The organism is Micromonospora sp. NPDC049900, from assembly GCF_044461025.1.
GTDB lineage: Bacteria > Actinomycetota > Actinomycetes > Mycobacteriales > Micromonosporaceae > Micromonospora.
The window spans coordinates 319,009-341,721 of sequence record NZ_JBITKM010000007.1; the positions used below are offsets into that span (position 1 = coordinate 319,009).

Annotated in this window: 7 protein-coding genes and 1 pseudogene; 4 read left to right on the plus strand and 4 right to left on the minus strand. The window is 65.5% G+C overall.

The annotated features are described in order from the left end of the window. Window positions 1–46 precede the first annotated feature (46 nt). The 3 genes and pseudogenes from ACIBMZ_RS18735 (at window position 47) to ACIBMZ_RS18745 (ending at window position 6,084) form a co-directional block, all read left to right on the plus strand. Complete coding sequence (locus tag ACIBMZ_RS18735; protein WP_396695343.1) at window positions 47–997, plus strand: tyrosine-type recombinase/integrase; 951 nt, start codon at window positions 47–49, stop codon at window positions 995–997. Window positions 998–1,339: 342 nt separating this feature from the next. Continuing rightward, a pseudogene (locus tag ACIBMZ_RS18740) lies at window positions 1,340–1,464 on the plus strand (VOC family protein); the annotation flags it as partial. A gap of 144 nt (window positions 1,465–1,608) precedes the next feature. After that, the gene (locus tag ACIBMZ_RS18745; protein ID WP_396695344.1) at window positions 1,609–6,084 is read left to right on the plus strand and encodes a hypothetical protein; all 4,476 of its coding nucleotides are present in this window, start codon (window positions 1,609–1,611) and stop codon (window positions 6,082–6,084) included. 1,603 nt (window positions 6,085–7,687) lie between these two features. Here ACIBMZ_RS18745 and ACIBMZ_RS18750 read toward each other — a convergent pair. Together ACIBMZ_RS18750 and ACIBMZ_RS18755 are read right to left on the minus strand one after the other, a co-directional pair. Further along, window positions 7,688–13,960, minus strand: coding sequence for an RHS repeat-associated core domain-containing protein (locus ACIBMZ_RS18750; protein WP_396695346.1), 6,273 nt, complete (start codon window positions 13,958–13,960; stop codon window positions 7,688–7,690). Window positions 13,961–14,175: 215 nt separating this feature from the next. Then, window positions 14,176–16,872 carry a LamG-like jellyroll fold domain-containing protein gene (locus ACIBMZ_RS18755; protein WP_396695348.1) on the minus strand — a complete coding sequence of 899 codons (2,697 nt, stop codon included), beginning with the start codon at window positions 16,870–16,872 and terminating at the stop codon, window positions 14,176–14,178. 1,490 nt (window positions 16,873–18,362) lie between these two features. Here ACIBMZ_RS18755 and ACIBMZ_RS18760 point away from each other — a divergent pair. Next, window positions 18,363–19,730, plus strand: coding sequence for a hypothetical protein (locus tag ACIBMZ_RS18760; RefSeq protein WP_396695350.1), 1,368 nt, complete (start codon window positions 18,363–18,365; stop codon window positions 19,728–19,730). A gap of 482 nt (window positions 19,731–20,212) precedes the next feature. On the opposite strand, the gene ACIBMZ_RS18765 is transcribed toward ACIBMZ_RS18760, so the two are convergent. Together ACIBMZ_RS18765 and ACIBMZ_RS18770 are read right to left on the minus strand one after the other, a co-directional pair. Beyond that, entirely contained in the window at window positions 20,213–21,184 is a 972-nt protein-coding gene (locus ACIBMZ_RS18765) for a tyrosine-type recombinase/integrase (RefSeq protein WP_396695352.1), read from the minus strand. A gap of 253 nt (window positions 21,185–21,437) precedes the next feature. Next, on the minus strand, window positions 21,438–22,208 hold the full coding sequence (locus tag ACIBMZ_RS18770; RefSeq protein WP_396695354.1) for a DNA methyltransferase: 771 nt from the start codon (window positions 22,206–22,208) through the stop codon (window positions 21,438–21,440). Window positions 22,209–22,713 lie beyond the last annotated feature (505 nt).

Consider the following 22,713-nt stretch of genomic DNA (forward strand, 5'->3'; position numbering starts at 1 on the left):
CGGGCCTCGCTCTTCGCGGAATGGAAGCGTCCGGCGGCGTTGGGCGTTGACGCTGGCTCTACGCGGCTTGGAACGCAAAACGCTTGATCCGTACCTGGCAGGGTGGCGCAAGCGGGTGGTGCCGACGCTCGGTCACATTCCCGTCCGGATGATCACCAACGGTGCCGTGGATCGCGCGGTGCATTCCTGGATCGCTGACGAATACAGCCGATCCACGGTGAAGAACAGCCTCGCCGTACTGGTCCGCGTGATGGAACAGGCCGTACGCGACGGAATCACTCAACGCAATCCCGCACAAGTGACCGGGTGGCAGCGCGAATACCAGCGGGCCGAAGACGAGTTGGACGATCCTCGCTCGCTGGCGCTACCCGATTGGGGAACGCTGACCAAGCTTGCCGATGCAGTGGTCAACCGGTCCGCCAACCACTTCACCGGATGGGCCGACGTGGTGATATTCGCCGCCTGTACCGCCGCACGGATCGGCGAGGTGTCCGGCGTCCGCGCCGAGGACATCGACCGGGAAGCGTGGATGTGGACGGTGCGCCGCCAGACCACGCCCGGCCCCGGTGGGCTCATCGACAAGGGCACCAAGGGAAAGCGCGCACGGACCGTGCCGCTGATCGAAGAGGTACGGCCGATCGTCGCTCACCGCCTGGACTCCGCATCCAAGCCAGAATCCCGGCTGTTCACCGGTCCACGCGGGGGCCGGATCAGTACCGCCGTACTCCGTGACGCGACGCATTGGGACGAGGTGGTGACCAAACTCGGATTCGAGCACCTACGCCGCCACGACCTGCGGCACACCGGCCTCACCTGGATGGCCGACGCAGGCGTACCGGTGCACGTCCTACGGAAGATCGCTGGACACGGATCGCTGACCACGACGCAGCGCTACCTACACCCCGACCGGCAGTCATTCGTTGACGCGGGAACGGCGCTCAGCGCCCACCTGAAGGCCCGCCGGTCCCCAAGTGGTCCCCAGCTACGCGCCGTCTAGATCAGGAAACCCCTACTATCCCAGTACGAATTAGAGGCCGTTGACCAGGGAGAATATCCCGGTCGACGGCCTCTTTTCGTGCTGTCGGGACGGCCGGATTCGAACCGACGACCCCTTGACCCCCAGTAGTCCAGTGGCCCAGCGGCATGCTCACGCACGTTTGCCCAGGTCGCCTAAAGCATAAACCGGCCGAGTAAAGGAGTCGTCGCACCACTCCCCCGCTACCATCGACTCCCCTGCCGACAAGAACCATTACCCCACACCTGCCGCTTGTGGACATGGGCGTCCTATTGGCGTCGCCCCGCCGCAGCTGTCGGGTCTACCTCACTGACGTAGACCAACATGCGCATCGCCTTCACCAGCCTACTCAACTTCGACCTCATCGAGGATTCGCCGTCGCCCACAAACGACAGGCGACCCAAGCGGTGGGTGTCGTCTGCCGTCTGGGAGCGCAGACGGGCCTTCTCCATTGCCGCGGCGAGAGCCTGGCGGGTGCCGGTGCGTCCAGTGTGGTGCGCCGCGCCAAGTCACTAGCATGAACCGACTGCCCTGGCCCGGCGTAGCGGCAGCAGAGCAGCGGGAAGGTCAGAAAGAGTATGTCTCGGTTTCCGGTGACGACGTTCGACACACTTCGCCCGTGGGAAGGTGAGCAGAGCCGGGCTTTCGAGGAGCTGTCGTACCAGTTGCTCAAGAGGCGGGTGCCGGCCGGGACGGTGGCGATCCGCACGGGCAACCCGGACGGCGGGGTCGAGTGGTACGCGGTCGAGCCGGACGGCACAGAGCACGGCTGGCAGGCCAAGCACGTGCGCGGTATCGAGGCGCTGTTGACGGCGATGACCGATTCGGTCAAGCGAGTCGCGAAGGAGCGCCCTGCGCTGCGCACGTTGACGTTCGCCATCTCGTGGAACCTGGGGACCAGCCGGCAGATCCGCAAGGGAACGCAGCTCAAGTCGCAGCGTGACAAGTTCAACGACAAGGTCGACGTCTGGAAGCAAACGATCCCGGGCGCAGACAGGATCACCTTCGAGCTGGTCCAGGGCAGCGATCTGCTTGACGAGCTGGCCAAGCCGGAGCACGAGGGCCGCTGTTGGTTCTGGTGGGGCGAAACTGTCCTCGGCCTCGACTGGCTGCGTGATCACCACACCGTGCAGGCGGAGGCGGCCGGCGAGAAGTACCGACCGGATTTGCAGGTCGACCTGCCCATCCAGGAGGATCTGCTGGCGCTCGGTTTCGACGCGAGCGTGCGCGAGCGGCTGCAGCGGCTGGTTCACGAGGTAGGCGCGGGTGTCGCCGAGTCGCGGCGCTACCCGTCGGCTAAGCCCAGCCCGTTGTATGTGGCGGTGGTGCAGGCCGCGGACCGACTCGCCAACGCGGCCACCGCGTTCGATCTGCAGGCCGGTGATCCCGCAACCGTTCTCGAGCGGCTCGACACCCTGCTGGAGGAGGTGCAGCGGGCGGCCGAGCCACTCATCGAGCGGGACCGGGCCACCGTCGGGGACGGGCATCAGGTTCGGCACAGCACCGATTTCCGTGACCTCCTCAAAGCCGTCCGCGAGCTGTCGTGGTGGCTCGACTCCTCCCCCGGGCAAACCCTGCGCCGCCGGGCCTACTTCCTCTCCGGCGTGGCCGGGTCCGGCAAGACGCACCTGCTCCTCGACGCGACCCGCCGCGCCCTCGAGCAGGGCCGGCCCGCCGTGTTCCTGGCCGGTGCGCAGCTCGGCCGGGGCGAGTTGTGGGCGAGCATCTGCGACCAGCTGGGCCTGGAGAACCTCGGCGCCGACGGCCTGCTCAAGGCCATGGACACCGCCGGGGAAGCCGCCGCCAAGCACGGCAGCCGCTTTCTCCTCATCATCGACGCGGTCAACGAAACCGCCCCGGCGGACTTCTGGGCCTCCCGCCTGCCGGCGATGCGCGCCAAGGTCGCCCAGTATCCACATGTCGCCCTGGTGGTGTCGTGCCGCGACACCTACCAAGACATCGTCTCGGACTACGCCGAGCGGGCACGATTTCACCAGCGCACGCACCCCGGCTTCGCCGGCCACGAGGTCGAGGTCACTCTCAAGTACTTCGCACACTTCAAGCTCGAAGCGCCAAAGATCCCGCTGTTGACGCCGGAGTTCACCCTGCCGCTGTTCCTGCGCATGTACTGCGAGAGCGTCACGCACGCCGGCCGGGCCGCCGGCCACGAAGGCCACCAGGGCCGGGTGGCAATCTTCGAGCAGTACCTCGCCGCGAAACTCGCCATCGTCGCACGCCGACTCACCCGAGACGCGGTCTCCAACTACGAACGTGACGCCGCCCGCGCCCAGGTCCGCTCAGCCTTGGACGCCCTGCTCGACGAGATGGCACTACTCGGGCGAGAAGGACTGACCATCACCGAGGCCGACACGGTCGTCCGGTCCGTGTTAGACGGCACTGCGGTGTCTCCGGCCAAGCTCCTCGGCCTGCTGCAGGACGAGGGTGTCCTCACCCGAGAGCATCTGTACCTTGGCTCCGACACGTTCGGCGACGGCATACGGATCGCCTTTCAGGCGTTCTCCGATTTCCTGCTGCTCACGCGCCGCCTGACCGCCTCGCCGAACCCGCTCACCGACACCGACCTGCACCGATGGCTGGCCCAGGACGCCAGCGGGGGCATCGTGGAAGCCGCCACCATCGTGTTTCCCGAGGTCTACAACACCGAGCTACCTGACCTGCTCAACCTGGACCTCCGGCACGCCAGCCATGACGCGGATTCTCGGCAGCGGATCCGCGTCCGGCGCCTCTACCGCAGCCTGACGGCCATGCTGCCTTACAGGGCCACCACCGCGGTCACCGAACGAACCATCGAGCTGCTCAACGTTACCCCTGGGCTCTCGCCCACCGACGTCTACCGGGTGCTGTTCGCCATAGCCCCGCAGCCGGGCAACCTGCTCAACGCCGAACGCCTGCACACCCACCTCACCCGCATGCGCATGCCCGAACGCGACACCGTCTTCGGGTTCGCCACCTATCACGAGCTGCTCGACGACACCAGCCCGGTGCCCCGCCTCGCCCGATGGGCCGCCGCCGGCCCCTACCCCCATTACGACCCCAAGGTGATCGAACTCGCCTGCATCCCGCTGTGCTGGCTGCTGTCCTCGCCGAACAGGTACATGCGCGACTGGATCACCAAAGCCCTCGTCCAGCTGCTGCGCGGGCACCTCAACGTGATGCGCGCCCTCGTCGAGCGGTTCTGGAGCATCGACGACCCGTACGTGCTGCAACGCGTGATCGTCATCGCCTACGGCGCCCTGCTGCGCAGCACCGCCGCGCACGCCACCGACGCGGCGGCCCTGACCACCACCGTGCACACCCGCGTTTTCACCCGGCCAGTCCGCGCCGATGAACTGCTGCTGGACGCAGCCCGCGGCATCACCCGCTGGGCCATCGCCCACCAGTTCCTTCCCGACACCGCCGCGCGCGCAGCCGAGCGCCCCTACGGCCTCCCGATCCCAGGACCGGCGCCGACACAGGCGACCCTCGACGCCAAATACGGCCGGTACGACGACATGCCGCCCGAGGATGACTACCTGTCGGTCTTCATCTCGGTGCTCGGCATGGGCGACTTCGGCCGCTACGTCGTCGAGTCCGGCATGCACCACTTCTCGCGCTACCGCGTCGGACAGCCTCGCCCCGACCGCCGGACCGGCTACGCCCGACCGCGGCTAATCAAGTCCCGCTGGGCCGCGTTCCTCGCCTCCCTCAGCTCGGAGCAGAAAGCCGAGCACGCCGCCTTGCTGGCCAACCCCCAACCTCACGCCATCGCCCTACGACGCTACAAACTCAGGACAGGGCAAGACCCATTCACGGTCGAGCAGCAGGAGCTTCTCGACGCCGTCTGGAAATATCCGAAAGTCGTCAACCACGACTACCCAGCCGACCAGGCCCGCCGGTGGGTCTTCCACCGAACCCTGAGCCTCGGCTGGACCCCGGCACGCTTCCGCGCCGAGGACCGCAGGATTGGGCACGGCCGAGGTCGGGAAGGCCACAAAAGCGAACGATGGGGCAAGAAGTACCAGTGGATGGCCTATCACGAGCTCCTCGCCCGCGTAGCCGACAACTACCAGAGCGCCCACCGTTACGACGACTCCCCCAGCTACGACGGCCTGCACCGCCTCATCGGCGACCGCGAGATCGATCCCAGCCTGCCTCCGATCGACTTCCGCGCCTTCAGCGAACACGACGGCCAAGGCGCGACCGCGTGGCAGCCACCCATGATCAGCCTGGCCGGCTGGCCACCAGCCGACCTCGACTTCCGCCGTTACCACGGGAACATCCAGAAATTGTTGGCTGACACCGACACTGAACCCACCATCGACAACTCCGCGTTCCTGCACGACACCAACGGCACCGACTGGATCGTGCTGGAGAGCTTCACCAAAACGACCGACCCGGCCGCCCACAAGAGCTGGCGTGGCCTGCAGCAATCCTGTTCCGTCGACACCCTGCTCATCGCCAGCACGGACGCGAACCCGTTCCTGACCGCCCTCGCCGAGCAAACCCGGCACGCCACCCTCGACCTGGTCGACAGCCATGGCCATGTCGACTGCTGCTACGTCGGCGAAATCGGCCGCACGGGCCCACCCTGCTACCACCGCCACGCCGGCTTCGAGACGGTAACCGTGGCCGGCAAACAGTTCGCCATCGGCCGTACCGTCGAGCCGTACGCGTGGGAGGGCAGCATCTACGACTGCTCGATCGGTGAGACCGCGAGTACGCTGCTGCCGTCCGCACTGCTACAGCAGACGGCCGGGTTGACCTTCGACATGCGCGGGCCAAGCTGGCTCGACATTCAGGAGTCACCGGTATTCACGTTCTACCAGGAACCCGGAAGCAGCAACCGAGCCCTGTTGGTCCGGGCCTCTTACCTGCGCGAGGTCCTCGCCGAACGCGATCTCGCACTCATCGTGCTACACGCCTTTGAACGCATGGAACTCAAAGACGACTACGACCATGACGGCCCCTTCCCCTCGATCAGCGCATCCGTCGAAGCACGTCTGGGCTCGGACCTGACCGTGCACACCGGTCGTCCGCGCAGGGAGGAGCGCGACGTGCTTCTCCCTTGATGAGGCGATATCGCCGAATCCTCGAGAAGTCGACCATCGCTGTAACCAGTCGTGTGACCACGGCCAATCAGGTGCGGTGACTACCGTCGACAGGGCGTCTGGCCTCGATCGGGTGGATTCGTGTGTGCGGGCAGTTGGCAGCCGTGTCGGCTCGCTGGCAGGGCATAGTGATAGAGCAGTGTCTATATCGATCGAACCTGTCAGAACTCCGAGGGGTAGCGGCATACTCGTGCGTCACCGCGTCACGAACACCGACGCCAGCTGTCCCCACCGGGTACACAGATCCCACCTGCGAACCTTCTGACTGCTCCTCATTGCCAGCGTAGCGGGCCTCGTCCCCGCGCCCTCCGGACAAGAGCAATGTGCTCAACGAACTGAGCTACACGCTGCCGCGACGGCCCGACCGAGCCGCCAGCAGACCATAGAACACCGCCACGAACCTCTCCACGCGACGTGCCAAGATAGACCGCCCACACGCCCTCGGCCAGAAAGCACAGGTTCGGACCCTCGCCGGGGGCGGAGGAGTACAAGTGTCCAGCCCAACACGAACCAGTTTCCCATATCCGCCGGTGGCGGACGTGGACGCCATGTTGGCGTAGCCGGACGCGGAGCAAGGCGATCACGTGATCGGCGATTTCGCCGTGCTCCGAAACCACCCAATACCGAACCATTCAACCGAACTCAGACTGAACCGCGTCGGTGGATCGAGGCTGAGTCTGACCGTAGAACTTCCACAAAGCTGCCCTCCAATCGGTGTCGAGAACATCTACTCGAAGACCTCGCGATGCGGCGCGCCTACTCGTATGAGCAATTGCTGGGCGACCGGCGTCGGGGTGCTTGGCCCTCAACCACCCCGACGCCCTCACCACTCGGCACCACCTCGCGCTCCTGCGCGCCGACCAACATGTCGAGAATCCGCACGACGGGGGTGAGCGGTGCGGCTCAATATCGATTCAGACCTGCAGACAGCCCTTCGCGTGCTGGAGGGTGCAACCGACAGAGCCAAGCGAAGCTGGCTGTTCGAGAACCTCGTAACACACCTGTTCCGTGCCAACCACTTCGAAGTGCGCATGAACACAGGTGCGGCCGGGCCTCGGCAGATTGACCTGACCACCAGGCTATCCGAGGTGTAGGCGCCACCTGCCCGACATCTGAGCGAGAAGGGGTAGACGGGAGGACGCAAGCTAGCATCCTCCCGCTTCACCCCTCGCCTAATACTTAGCCGTGGCTTACTTAAGTCGGCGAGGTGGCCGGCTTTCGCGTTTCCTCCGAAGCATTCGGTCTCGGCGGAGAAGTAGCACAAAAACCGTCGCACTCGTCACCGACACCGCCGCCAAAAAGAATCCTCCCGACCACTTCTCTGTGCCAACAAAAACAAACACGGCAGCCACACCAGTGATGATCGATATACTTAGAGACATCCCTCGATCGACTCGACGATGATGTCGACGGTTTTGATCGATCATCATCTCACGCCGAGCGCTACCGAGATGGCCTCCACCTGGCCCGAAACGCGGCCAATAGGCCATCCATAGCACAAAAGCGAGACCCAAGACTATAGAGATGACCCCGAAGGACACCTGGAGAATCTTAGTAAGCTCCATTAAGGACCCACGTAGGTATCGTAGACGCTGCTAAACACATCGTGATTCGTTCCTATCGACCATCCACCGACCACCATCGTCGCCTTTGTGGGATCAATCGCATATCTCGCATTGTAAGCCCCACCCCACAAGTGTAGCGTCTTAGCGCCCGTAAAATCCTCCAACCTTCTACCGAGAGGGACGGAAGCCACTTCTCGAGGCGGTTTTCGCCCTGGCACACGGACCTTCGCAGTTGGAATCCTCGTCAGTGCTAAATCGGCGGTTACTCCCACCGCCAGCTTACCTGCGTCGGATGCATTCATGTCACTCTGGGTGAAATCGTACACCCGATATCCGGCACTAACGGTTGCCGCACCGATCGCAACAGGCGTACAAAGGCCGGCAGTGAAGGCAATGCATGCACCCATCGCTGCGATAGCTGCACCGTTTAGAATCGCGCCACGATTATCGAGAAGGAAGCTTCCCGTGCTGCACACCCATGCCCACGCCTTACACCCCTTCTTTGGCGGCTCTTGCACATGCGGCGCGGATGGCTGGGCAGGCTGAACCGACGGCTGGGGGACCGACTTTGAAGGCGGAACAAGATCCGGTGCGCCTTGCGGGCGCAGCATGGGCGGTACAGGATTGGGAACCAGACCGTTGCCCCTCGGCGGCTGAGGCGGCCGGCTAGTCATCTTTGCCGGCTTACCGGTAACCGTGATCTTGTTTTTTCCTGTGGAAGTCTTGGTGACATACCCACGCTGCCCGTTGCCGTTGATGCCCTCTTCGAAGTAGAGGCCACTGGGGTCGCTGTAGGTTGCCGGGGAATTGTTGGCATAGGCATACCCGTGCATCTGCTGAGGGTCAGCGAGGTCCATGACGGGGTCAACCGAGATGAACCGGCCGATAAATGGGTCGTATTCTCGGGCACCGATATGAGTGAGGCCAGTGGGGTCTTTGGTGCCGCCGACGAAGCCTTTGTCCATGGCAGTTGGCCACGTGCCGGTTCCATTTCCGCGAGTGTCGCCGTAGGGCAGGGTCCGCCGCTTCGCCACCGCCAGTGTGGTGGCGTTGATGGCCACCTCGGCGGTGCCGTGGTGGTCTGCAATGATCCAGTGCAGGGCGCTGCTGGTGCGTACAGCAACTGTGATGCCGGAGTGGCTGTAGTAGCGGGTGGCGGTTTTAGCTGCGGTGGAGTTCGTGTAGCGGACCTCCAGGCCGCCGGGCAAGTACAGGGTTTCGCCGGTGGTATCGGTTCGGGTGAGACGGTTGCCGTCTGCGTCGTAGCGGGAGCTGGTGGTGCTGCCGCCCTCCGTGATGCTGTCGACCCGTCCCTCCGGGTTCCACGTCAGGGTCTGGGTAGCACCGCTGGGTGTGGGCCGGGTGATGGTGTTACCGGCGTTGTCGTAACTGTAGTTTCGGCTCCAGTTAGCGCCGCCTGTGGCAGTGATGTTGGTGACGGCGTGCGGCCTGGCCGAGCCTGCTGGCGGGTGGGTGTAGATATAAGTGGTGTTGGTCGTCGCGTGCCGGGTTTCGGTTAGCCGGTTGCCGGTGACATCGAAGGTCCAGGAGTGCCAGTAAGGCGCTGCTCCACCGAGTCCGGCCACCGTCGGACTCGCCTCGCAGTCGCCCGAATTGGGCGTCCATGCCCGGTTCAGCCGACGTAGATAGTCATAGCTGTAGCATTGCGTGTCTGCAGTCTGCCCCTGCGGCGTTTCCTTGATCTCGGTCACGTTGCCGGCATGGTCGTGATCGTAGGTCCAGTTTGCCGCTTCCGGTTTCAGCTCTGGCACCACGTTGGTGGCTTTGAGTCGGCGGGTTGGCTCGTCGAAGTCCGAGGTCACCGCGACCCGGTAGCCGTAGGCACCGAACTCCCGTCCGGTCAGCTGACCCAGCTTGTTGTAGGTGACCGCTCCGACGTAGATCTGCCCCGCAGAGAGAAGACTGCCAGCGTCATCAACGTCGTTGTAGCCGACGATCACCCGCTCCGAGGGCAGGTCTGCCGCAGACGGGAGGTTGATCTGGTGGACTTTGCCATTGACCCGGTAGCTGGTGGTGGTGGTGTAGGTGCAGGAATTCGGCGCTGCCGCCGCACACAGCTGCGACTCCGACGAAGGCACCACCACCGACACGGACGTCGGGCGGCCGAACGCGTCGAAGGCGTCCGTCCGGTTGATCCAAGCCTGCCCGTCAACGTAGCGGGTCGCGGAGGTGAGCTTGCCCTTGCCATTCGGCAAGCTGTCGTAGACCCACTCGGCTCGCTTCGCACCGGCTGCGCTGCCATCACGCAAGGTGGTCTTACGACCCAGCTCGTCATAGGTATAAGCGAGAGTCATGGTCCCGGTACCGATGCCTGACGGCGCCGTGGTGGTTAGTACATTGCCTCCCGCGTCATACGTGGAGGTCGTCGTCCCCTTGTCCGGGTCGGCCGCCTGGACCTCCCTACCGCGCAGATCGTAGCCGTACGACCAGGTGTTGCCGGCTGGGTCCTGCACGGTCTTCTGCTGCCCGAGCAGGGTGTAGGTGTACTTCGTCTCGTCGTATTTGACTGGCTCGGTCGCCCCAACCTCGGCGCGGTCCTTGTACTGTCGCAATCTCGTGACCTGGCCCTTGGCGTCGAAAATCGTAGTAGTAGCAATGCCGCCCAGGGGTGGGGTGGTGTGCGTCCGATCCCCGCCGTAGCTGGTCGTGGTGCGCCACTTCTCCGATCCGAGCGCCTTGAGAATCTCTGCGGTCTGCCGGCCCGCCCCGTCGTAGAGCTTCTGACTGACCGACGGGATCTGTCCCTGCGGCACGCCGAGTGTCGTCGATGGCGCAGCATTGGTGGTGTCGTAGTATGGGGCAGATGTCCACTCCACCTCGCCTCGGCTGTTGTGGAACGTCTCGGTCAGCAATCTTCCGCCGCCGGTGGCCTGGGTTTGAGTCTGCCGGGCTCGGAGAAAGCCGTCGAAGTGTTCAACGGACTTGCGATAGGCGCCGCCGGTGACCAGGAGTGTTTCGGTGGTGACTGCGGTCGGCGCCCCGCTGTTGCGCAGCAGGTAGCTGATCTTCATGCTCGGAGTTTGGTTTGCTTTGTTCCGGCCAGGAAGCCACACGTTAGTGAGCCTGCCCAGCCCGTCGTACGTCTGCTCCGTCACGGTTCCATTCGGGTCGATGACTCTGGTGGGTAGTTCCCAAGCCGGTTCCCACAAGGTGGTCGTCGCATGCTGAAGCGGGTTGGTGACCACTGTCGCTGTGACTAGTCCGCCGTTGCTCGTGGTGTAGCTGGTGGTAGTGGTGTAACCCCGGGCATCGGTGGTTGAGGTGACTCGACCGTTGGCGTCGACGGCGTTCGTTGCGGCACGGACGTACACCGGGGTGGAGCCGTTGAACCGGTCCAGTTCCTCGGTGCGAACCACGTTGCCCCGTGTGGGTGCCGCGCCGAACGACGAGTCGTTGCTGTAGCTGTCGTAGAACGCCCGGCTCCGCTTCAGGACCGTGGTCGGGTTCGCCGGCGTCGTCGCGGCGGCGCAGGTGCCGGAGAGCACCTCGGTCTGGCTGACCCGGTCGAGCATCCACATGGCCGCGTTACGGGCGTAGCTGATCCGGGTGCAGGTTTCGTCTCCGGTGGCGTTTTCGTCGCCGAAGTCGTCCACCTTCTCGGGTAGGCCATCGGGGTTGTAAGCGGTCGCGATCTTCGTGGTGCGGAATCCGCCGGTGGCCAGCGCGGTGCGGGTACGGGTCGAGGCCGTATTGACCTTCCACGCACTGGTGATCACGCCGTCACGTTCCCGGGTGGCGGTGGGCCCCACCCGCAGCGGCTCGTTCACCGTGGAGGAAACCTCAGGACCGTTGACTCCGTTGCTGTTGACCCCGTTGTAGATAGTTTCTTGCCGCACAAAGCCGCGTAGTCCCTCGTGGTCGGTGATGGACCCGCCCCAGGTGCCGGACACCTGCACGTTGCGGGTGCCGGTAGGTTGCTTGTCGCCGTGCATGCCGCGCATGTACCGGTACTCGACGGCGGTTTGCACCCCGTTGGTCGGGTCGCCCTGGCGGATCCGCACTCGGCCGTAGCCACGCCAGTCGCCCCAGGTGCGGTGCTTGTCCTTGGTCAACTCGTCCGTGTTGTACGCCCACGCGGGGTTATCGAGGTAGTCGTAGAACGTGGTCTGGGTCGGTTGGTCGGTGACAAGGTCGTCCTGGTCGACGCGCTCGACGACGTACTTGTGGAACCAGTCCAAGGTGGGGTCGCCGCTGCCGGGCCAGGAGAAGTACGCGGGCATGCAGCGTTTGGTGTTCGTGTGCGGTGTCGGCAGGTTGTTGTGGGTGCAGTCGTGGCCTGAGTAGGTGATGAGGATGTCGCCGCCGGTTTCGGTGCGGATCTGCTTGATCCGCCACCGGTTCAGCTCGGTGCGCTGGTCCCTGGGTCCGTCGACGCGGTTCGCCAGGGGTTCGGCGCCGGGGTTGAAGGTGATTTCCGGGTCGGAGACGGCGGCTCCGCCGGCGGTGGTGACGTGCCCGGTGCGGGTGATGCCGCGCAGCCACATCGGGGTGCCTTCACCGGTTCCGGCGTTGATGAACTCCTGCCGCAGTGCCCAGGATTCCACATCCCGATATGACGAGGGGCCGTTGCGCACCTGTGCAGTGATCTTCGTTAGCCGCCGCGCCGACCAGAACGTCGGCGCGTTCAGCTCATTACACGGGGACGCTTTGCAGTACTGGTCCCAGGGGGTGTCCGGCCATGCGCTTGGCCTGGGGTCCGACGTCCACGCGGCACCGGTCCAGCAGTTCGACAGGCAACGTTCCGCGGCGTCGAAGACCACCCGTAGCGGCGCAGCGGCACTGTACTCGGAGCCCTTGCGCATGCCGTACTCGATGCGGTCGAGGTAGCCGCCGCGGTCGTAGGTGGTCCGCTGGGTCGGCGTCATGTTCCGCCCGTAGGCTCCGGTCTCCTTTTGGTAGAAGTACGCCATCGAGTTGTCGTTCGGGTCGACGACGTAGTCGAGGTTCCACCGCCATGCCCGATCGCAGCGGGCGTTAGCGAACGTCGAGTCGTAGCACGGCTCGCCGGAGTTGTTGCCGTACACCGGTGCCGTCCACGTCGAGTTGGTCACCGGCTTATCCGAAGACCAGCCGGGCAGCCGGTGGTAGCCGAAGTAGTACTCCACCCCGTCAGTGGTGGTCACCTTCCAGTATTCATTGTCCTCGTCACCATTGTTTCGAGCCGAGTCTTTGAGCCGCTCGACCTTCGTGCCGTCGTCGTCCTTCAACCGCCACACCGAACCGTCTCGGATCAACTCACCCGCCCGGCCGTTCATCGACAGGGTGGCGTTGTCGCTGAACCAGCACAGATCGCCGGTCTTGTGGCTCGGATTGTCGTCCGCGCAGGACGCGTAACGCCGTTCGATAAAGCCCGGCCACGACGCCCAGCCGTCGCCAACCCAGCCACCCTGATTGTTCGACATGGCGGTCAACCCGTCCACACTTCCTGACGAGTAGTCCAGACTGATGGTCGGCTCGGGGCCACCCAACGCCGGTGGCATCCGCATCTCGTACGACCAGGAGAAATCACCGGTCTGTGCCGACACGTCCCAGGTGCCAGCCGCCGACAGGTCAGTGGCCTTGTAGTCACCGTTGTCGCCGCCAGAGTCCGCCTGCGCGGCCAGCAGGACCGTTGCGCTGCCGACCAGGTTCACCTCAGCCGACAACGTAGACGCCTGCGGGTCGTTCACCGTCGGCACGGGTGTGGACGTCTGACATTGCGGCAGTTGTGGGGTGGTTGCCGCGCAGGCGGGCCGCTGTACCAGCCGCAGTCGCGACGCCCAGTCGCCGCCGAACGCGTGCGCGAACCCCGAATAGTCGACCCCGACCGACACCCGGCCGGTGCCCGGCTTGCCGTCCGCGCGGCCCAGGCTAAACAGCACACCCTGCACACCGGCACGCGCCGTCGCCGCCCGGTCGAAGACCCGCACCGACACGACCTCCGGCCCGGCATCACGCCGCGCGCCGATGCCCTCCGGCTCCACCGCAGACACCGTCACCGGCAAGTCACCAGCCCGATCCGCATCCGCCGCGGTCGGCCGGATGGGGGCCGTTCGCGCCTGCGGCCAGGTCACGGGCCGCGAACCGCGAACCGCACGCGACTCGGGGAAGACCGCCGCACGTGCGGCCTCCGGCTTTGCGTCGGTTACTCGCAGCCCGGCAACATCCTTCGGCTTCGGTGGATTCCACTTCGGTGCTGCCTCGGCAGCCGACGGCTGGTCAGCCATCGTCATCGCCAGGACCAGCGCCAGCGGCGCGGATAACCAGCGCATTCGGCGTCCGCTACCGGGCCTTCCCTTCGTCCGCCTCAGCGGACCACCGACTTCAACCCTCATAGCACTACTCCCCTATGCATGCCTCTAGCGACGGACCGGACGCGAAACGTGACGATCGGACGGCACATGGATCTGGCGCTCCGGGCGACCGTTGACTTGGCAGTCGAGGCTGACCCATGACGCTCGGCCGCCCGGATTCCAGGTCGGATGGGTTACTGAGCGGCTTGCTGGCAAATTTCCCAGTCAGACAGGGTCCGCTGGAACGCATAGACGTCATCGATCTCACCGCGCCAACGATCTGCGGCCGAACCCGACGACAGGCCGCGGCCGATGGCGAACGAACCGGTCGCCGACCACGTACCGGTGAAGGTGGTTTCGGCGGTCTCACCGCCGCAGTTGAGCGGGTCGCCCATCACATACGCACGGATCTTGCTGGTGGTCGCGTCGTACACACCCGCCAGGTGCACCCAGCCACCGTCGGCCGGCAGTCCCCACCCGGAACCGTCCGTGCAGGCCGTCGTCGAGATCCCGCCATCCGTCGCGCGCATCGCGAAGCACCAGCCACCCGCGCCGCCGTTAGCGTCCTTGTTGTACATCAACTGGAAACGGCTGGCCGTTGCTCCGTCCTGGCTCAGCGCCACCTGATAGTCGTGCGCCCCCAGGTTCGACGGGCGGACCCACGCCATTACCGTGAAGCTCCTGGTGGTGTCCAGCACCGGCCCACTCGTGGTGATCTCACCGCCGGCGCCAGTGAACGAGGCGGCGTTGCCGAGATAACCCGGCACGAACGACACCGATCCCGCCACAGTTGCCGGCGAGAGGTCGCTACCGCCCGACCCCGAGTCCGCCGCCGTCACGCCCGATGTCTCGTCGAACTTCCAGCGGGCGTACTTGTTCGGCACCGGCGACACCCAGAACTGGTGCAGGTAGGTCTGGCTGGTGTTGCCGGCGATGTCCTTGGCCACCACATTTAGCGTGCTGACCATGTCCTTCGTCGGGTTGTGCGTCACCGACGCTGTCTTCGGATTCGTACCCGACGCGGCGACCGTGGTAGCCGCTCCGCTGTTCACCGACCAGGTGAAGTCCGCGACGTCCGACCCGCCGGTCAGCCCGAAGGTTCCTGGGGTGCCCAGCACAGCGCCCCATTCCCGCAGCGGGTACTGCGTCGACGACACCGACGACACTACCGGCGGTGATGTGTCCACGCTTACCGTCTGCCATGTCGACCAGTCGCCCGTCAGGTCGTTCTCATCCGTGGACCGCGCCCGCCAGTAGTACGTCGACCCGTTGGCCAACCCGGACGGCACCCGCCACCTTGCGGTACCCGGTGCCGCCGTCGTCACCGGCGCCGATGAATTGCCTGCCACCAACGTCGCCGACGGCGACGCCGAGGTACGCACCTCGAACGTCGTCCGCAGGTTCCCGTTGTACGGATCCGACACACTCGCCACCAACGTCGGGTTGGTCGTCCGCACCACCGCCGGCGACGTGCACGCCTTGTAACAGTCCGTCGTCGCCGAGAACGCCTGCCCCACCGGAGGGTTCGGCTTCCGGTCGTACGTCACGATCAGGTACGTCTTATTGGTGTAGAACTTCTTCCACCTGTTCTGCGACGACTCGTACTCGCCACTGGCGTTGCAGGCACACAAGCCGACCGTGTAGGTCGTCGCATTGGCCCGCGCCCGCGCCTGCACATCGTTTCGCACGGTGCTGCCCTCGAACACCGCATCCGCGTCCGGCTGAATCACCCCGCAGCCACCAGCCTCGTTAGCGTTACCCGACCACGAACCCAACCGGTACGACGACGGCAGTGGCCGCGTCGACCAGTTCATCCGGCCGCCGCTGGACACCGTGATCCCGTCCGTGTTCGTGCGGTACAGATGCACCGCCGTCGGATCACACGACCACGAGTGGTCCAGCACCATCGTCACCTTCGCCGACAGGACGGTGGTCTGAGCGTGCCGCAACGTCGAGATGTTGAAGTCGAAGAACGACCGGTACAGCACACCGTCGTAGGAGTTGCGCCCGACCCAGGCACGGTTACCCACGTCCCAGTTCTTGTTGGCGTTGTTCGCGTACGCCCACTTCGACCGCAACCCGTTGAACGGCGGGTCCACGAACACCGGCCACGTCACCGTCGGATCGTCCAACATCGCCTCGTCCGCAATCACGGTCAGGCCACCGTCGTCAACCTCCACCGCGAGACCTGTGCGCCGCGACGTCACACTCGGCTCCGCGCCGGTCGCCAGCTCGGCCTGTACCGGATCAGCACCACGCACCGGTATCACCTCACCGGCGATCGCCGGATCCATCGATGAGTCCCACATCGTGGCAGCATGGGTGACCGCCACCGTCTCCCCCACGGGGTCCACCAGCCGCAGCCCACCGTCGGCATCTCCCTGTACCTGCACGGTCCCACCCAGCTCATAGCGCAGCTGACGGACTGCAGGGTTCGCCGCCGCAGCCGGAGTCAGAATCTCCACGGCATGCGAGAAACCCTCCCGCAACGCCGTGACATGCAGATTTACTCCAGATAACACACCGTCGTACACCGCCGTCGCACCCATCAGCCGCGGCGCAGGCAACGCACCCAATGGCCACGACAGGGTGAATGACGAATCACCCACCTGCCAGACCGCCAATGGCCCTGACCCACCTGCGGAGAACCGCACATCCGCCAACGTCGCCGCCGGCACCACTGCACCATCGACAACCGACAACGTCGGATCGATCGCCGCCCACGAACCATTGCTTCGACGCACCCGCTGCGGCACCGCCGCCACCGTCAACGTCTGCGAACCCGACGGCTCGACCATCACCTGCTCGAACTCGGTCCGCTCACTCAACGCCTCCACCGACACACCACACTCGGCGGCCAAAGCGGCAGCCGCCGCCTCGTCAGCAGCCACCGTCACCGAACAGTCCGATTCCGACGAGGACGCCGCGAGGGCAACCTCGGATGCGTCAGGTAACACCTCAAGCCCAGAAGCAAGCAGCGCGACCGCTACCGCGACCGCCAGCCATCGGGGTCGACGAAGGCGTACATGCGCAGGCGAGGACGACAACGGACTAATCAAAGTTGATCTCCCCACGTGAGAATGATCAACACCTTCGCCCACACATTTCGATCTGTCAACGTCGCGCCACCAGCACGTGGGGCATTTGTCAGACACTGTCAGAAAGATCATGTGTACGGCTCGTAACCGAAGCTGGCCCACAAGACGCTCGTCCGCTACGTGGGATCGCACTCACCACGCTGATCGCGCTTGCGGCCAACGCGCGCCCGGTCGCCGCCGCAATGCCCAACCGCGATCAGCTCGCCCCACAGCGGCAGCCCGGACCGACTCCGGACCGCCGGACGGTGCAACCAGCCGAACCCGCTTTCGGCGGGCGGCAGGACACCCTGACTGTCAACGCCCCACGCCCGCCCGCGTTCATCGATGGCACTTCTCGCACGGTCATCCTGGATGGAGGCCAATGGGAGCCTGGCGAGCTCGTGCGCCGCGACGACGGTTCGTGGCGCTGGCATCCGCAGCCGCGCTTCAGCTTCGAGACGCGCGGCCAGGACCGGTGGACCTCCACCGGCGACCGCATGGACCTGCGGCTGCGGTGCGCGGCACGGCTGAACTGGCAGCACACCACACGGGCCATCGACGCGGCAGGCCGTAAGCGTCTGCGTGCCGCCCTGACCACCGGTCCGTGTCCGCGCTCGCGGCGGCCTTGGCCCAGCGGGTGGGCGTGTGCACCGACATTGGAAGGTGGGAGCGCACCCGGGCCGACGAGGGCTACAACGACTAGCGCTTGGCCAGCTACCGCCTTCGCCTCACCGGCGAATCCGGACGCACAGCCTTGGGACTGTGGGCACGGTTCCAGCTACCCGACGGCCTGCAGCCCACCATCGTGGCCCTCATTGACCTCCGGATCGACGTCACCGCCTTGCCAGCGCCCGGCCGGACACCAAGCGATTCGGTCCTCCGCCTCGATCTCGACGATATACACCGCTTCTTCACGGCAGCCTGGACCACGGCACATCATGATCTTCCGCTCGCCGTGACCGCGAACCCGCAGGACCAGCCTCCCGCCGGGCCAACCGTCACGGAACTGCACCTACAAGCCGAGCACGCCAACACACCGACCGACGGCCACCCCCGTGCCCTAGAGGAACTGCTTGACCTGGCCACGCTCGGCGAGGCCACCCGAGACTCGCTTCCCGAATGTCGATCGCCGTCACCTCTGCGCCGGTGCCGCCGATGCAGGTTGACGACCTCATCAGCAACGCGCTACAGCACATGGCCGCGGGCTTCGGCTTCCTGGAACCCGAGGATGAGGCCTGAACCGTTGAAGACGTCTACGACCGCCGAAGGCTGCCCCAGGCAAAGATTACTGGCAGGCTATGCGCATGCCGGCACGTGATGTGATCTTGTGGGCACTCGACGAGGTCATGACCGACGAGGATCAGCGGCGTACCTCGCCCCGGGTAACGGACGTGTTCTACCGCCACAGCCGGCCGAAACCCGGTGCCCTCATGCTGGGCATCGGCTCCGCCGGCGACGACACTGACGAGGCCGCCGCTGTAGTACTCATCGGCCTTGCCCGTCGCTCACAGCAGATAGCGACCGGCAAGGACCGCACCTCTATCACGCCAGTGTTCCGGCTTCCCGAACCAGTGCCGCTCAGGCGCTTGCAGGCGGCACTACCGCGAGACGTGAAGCGACGCTTCGACCTGCTGAGCCGGCTGCCCCATCCCCTCGATCCCGAACGGCTGCCTTTGCAAGCCGGTGCCGCCGTGGTCGCCGCGCTGCACCACCTCTCACCCTCAGCCGGGCAGTGGATCACGGCGCTGCATGAGGCCGACGAGCCGCTGACCGGGCCACACGCCGCTCGCTTGCGTGAAGAGCGTGACGCCGTCTCACTGGCGATCGACATCTCCGGCGTGCCGGCACCCGACGACCTGCTGTACACCCCGGGCGACGGGCTCAACCCCAGCGAGGCATTCGGCGCCACGCTCAATCCGCTGTACCTCATTGACAACCCGCTGTCGGTGGCCGACAACGAGGACGACTTGCTCACCGAGGACCTGCGCCGCTTCGACCCCCACGGTCAACTACAGATGCGAAGCTCCAGCATCGCCCGATTCACCGACGACCAGTTCGCGCTGACCATCACCAACGTCAACCGCAAACCCCTGGAGAAAGCCCTGGGCGTCGACCTCATCTACTACGACGAACTCGCACACATTTTCACACTCGTGCAGTACAAACGCATGACGCTGCGCGCCACCGGCCGAGACAAAAGCGCCGAGCGGTGGGCGTACACCGCCCAGGCGGAACTTGAGGAACAACTGCAGCGGATGGACATCGGCTTGAACGAGCCGGTCAACTCCCAGGACTGGCGCATGGTGCCCAGTCCGTTCTGGTTCAAGTTCGTCCGCGACCAAGACTTCACCCCCGGCGACCCATTCGTACTCAAGGGCATGTACGTACCGGCCGACTACCTCCAACGCGCGATCGCCGACGGAAGCCTGCGCACCGGCCCCCGCACTGGGTTCGAGGTCACCTACGCCAACACCCGCTACCTTCCCCGAGAGGCCTTCGTCGCCCTCGTGCGCCGCGGCTTCGCGGGCACCACCAAGGCAGGAAGCGGAGCCGTACTGGAAGTCGCCGCCCAGCGAGCCCAGACGCGGGAAGTCGTTCTGGCCCTAAAGACGCGGCGCGGCGAAGACGAACGCCCGAACCGCGCCTACCGCGCCGCGGAGGCGCTCTCTTGATCCGGCACAGGCTTGTCGGACGGAAGGGTGAGCGGAGCAGCTTCTCCGAGACGACTACGCGACACTGCTCGACCCGACATGGCGCAAGATGGCAAATCTTGATCGCGTTCAGGCACTTTGACCTGCAGGTTCTCGGCGCCAGCGAGCGCTGGTAACGCAATCAGCTCTTCCGAGCACTCCCGTGACTTTTGCGCTTCCTTGCTGCTGCTGATCGCTCAGCCAGCTGCAGCATGTACGCCTTCCGCGCGTGTTGCGCCATGGTGTTGCGGACCTCCACGGGAAGAGTGCCGTCAGGATCAACCTGGCGTTCGAATCGGTCAAGGAAGGCTCTGGTGCCGGCTGCGGTTCGAGCGGCGCGGTCGGCGGTGTTGGCCCAGGAGACGTGCGCGGCGATGCGTGCTCGACGGCGGCGTTGCTCTGGTGTCAGGCCAGCAGGCCGCTGCCCTCCCTCACCTTCGGGCTTTTGGTGGACGTTGTCGAGGTCAGACACGTTCACCGATCCCCATCCGGGCCTGCACGTGCTGGGCCCGTTCGGCTGCGGCGCTGGCTCCGTAGTGGCGGGGCATGTCCTCGGAGGTCCAGCCGAGCAGCAGCATCAGGTCGCCGGTGTCTCCCCCGGCCAGCTTCCACTCATGTGCGTAGGTATGCCGCCACCGGTGAGCGTGTACACCCTTGACTCCGGCGCGTTGGCCGCGGCGTTTGAGCATGAGTTTGATGCCGTTGGCGGCCAGCGGTCGCGCGCCTCGTACGGCGATCCACAGGGCGGGCAGGCCGACGGCGCGGTGGCTGCTGCGGGCGCGTAGGTAGCGGCTGATCGCTCGGGCGGTCTTGGGCCCTAGTCTGACTCGTCGGTCTTTGGCGCCCTTGCCGTGGTAGTGCACGGTGTCGCGCGACAGGTCGACGTCTCTGAGTTGGAGATTCGCTACCTCGGCCAGGCGTGCTCCGGTGTTGGCCAGCATCCGGATGATCGCCTCGTCGCGGACCTGCACGAAGTCCTTGCCCTTGCAGTTGTCCAGGAGCTTCTTGGTGTCCTCGTCGCGGATGATCGGGACCAGCTTGACCGGCGTCTTCGGTTGCCGCACACGCAGCATTGGCGACTGGTCGATTTCTTCCTCATCCAGTGCCAGCCACTTGAAGAACTGCTGTAGAGCCTTGTGCTTGTTCAGGGCGGTCGACGCCGAGCGGGTCTGCACCATCCACGCCTGAAACTCCTCAAGGTTGCGTCGGTTCACGGCCGTTGGCGTATCGACCGCCTCACTGCCATCAGGTTGGGAGGCGTGGGCGGCTAAATATCGGCCCAGTTGGGCGGCGGACAGCAGGTAGTTGTACCGAGTTGTCGCAGGATAGTTTCCGGACCTCAGCGATCGGTCCCAGTCTATGAGGAACGCTGACCATGCCGGCGAGAGACCCGCCACCAGCTTTGCAAGATCCATCTTCATGATGCCGACGCCCATCGACCCCAGGGTCCGGAGAGACGCAGCGCGATGTGACAGCGGCGAGCGCAGCTCGGAGTGGACGGAAACCTGCACGGCGCACCGAGCCTCCCCCTCAAAATGAGGCCGCCTTCGTGAGCAGTCCCCCGGTCCAGCGGCGCGCCCTTCGGGCCACCGGCGGCCACCACCTTCGATGGCCCTCGGGTCGGACGGGTCCTCGTGGCTGTGATGCCATCGGGCTGCGTACCGTTTCGTATGGGCTGGGAGCGGCCGGTCATGGATGCCTGCCGTGCTGTCGCGGTGTATCGATTCGGTTGAGGGCTATGTCGTGGTAGTCGGCGTTGATGTCGATGCCGATGTATGTGCGACCGAGCTGCAGCGCGGCGAGGCCGATGGTGCCGGCACCGCTGAACGGGTCGAGGGTGACGCCGCCAGGCGGAGAGCCGGCGATGATGGCGCCTAGGGGTATGTCGATCGGATAGACGGCGAAGTGCGCTTGCCGGAAGGGGCGGGTGGGAATCGACCAGACTGATCCCGGGTTCTTTGCCTCCCCCGCATCCGACTCGCTGTCGCCGGCGAGGTACCGGCCCAGTTGAGCAGCGGCCAGCAGGTAGTTGTAGCGCGTGGTCGAGGGGTAGTTCCCTGACCGCAGCGATCGGTCCCAGTCGGTGAGCAACGTCGCCCACGGCGGCGGCAGGCCCGTCGTCAGCTTGGTCAGATCCCGGTTCATGACCACGCGCCCTCCGGCGGCAGCGCCGGGCGTGGATGTTGGTGCGTATACCCGGGTGGGGCAGCTATCGGGGTGGACAGCCCACCGGGGCAAGCTGATCGGCCAGCCTTGTCCGCTTGCGCCGACGCGCGGCCGGGTGACCGCAGGACCTTGGTCGTCGTCGATCTTACCGATAACACTCACCGACCGGCTGGCGGAAGCGATCAACGCCGCCGCGCTTCGCAGCGCGACCAGTGTGCGGTACGTCGTTTTGCACGTGCGCCGATGCGGCGCTACCGAGTTCGTCTTCACGACCACAAAGGCCCGCGATTCCATGCCACCACCACGATCAGAAGCGGCCGGGCACCCAACAGCCACCCAACAGCCTGGCGGCGTATGCGGCCTGTTATCCAACAACTTCGCCGCGTCTACCCAACTGATCGGTGGCGGCGTGTACCCAGCACGGCCACGAGCGTGACCGACAGACACGGCTGAGGCCTACAGCGTCGGCTCCGCCGGACGTGCCCGCCCGCTACCTTTTTAATCGTCCCCAGCCGGGGACTCCTCGGTCGCCCGGCTCGGTATGACTGCCTGCCCCTGTCGTTGGGATGATCCGGGGGTGTTGTCACCGGGCCGGGTGGCGTCGGCGGACCGCTGATAGGGACACGGCCGCCCCGTGTTCGGGGTGAAGTGACCCCCTGAGGCCGGACACCTCCTGACTTGGCATCCTGCCGAGGAGGAGGAAGCGTTGTGGCTCGACAGAGTAAGTACCCCGAGGAGTTCCGGCGTCAGGCTGCGGCGTTGGTGCTCGACTCCGGTCGCACGATTCGTGATGTGGGCC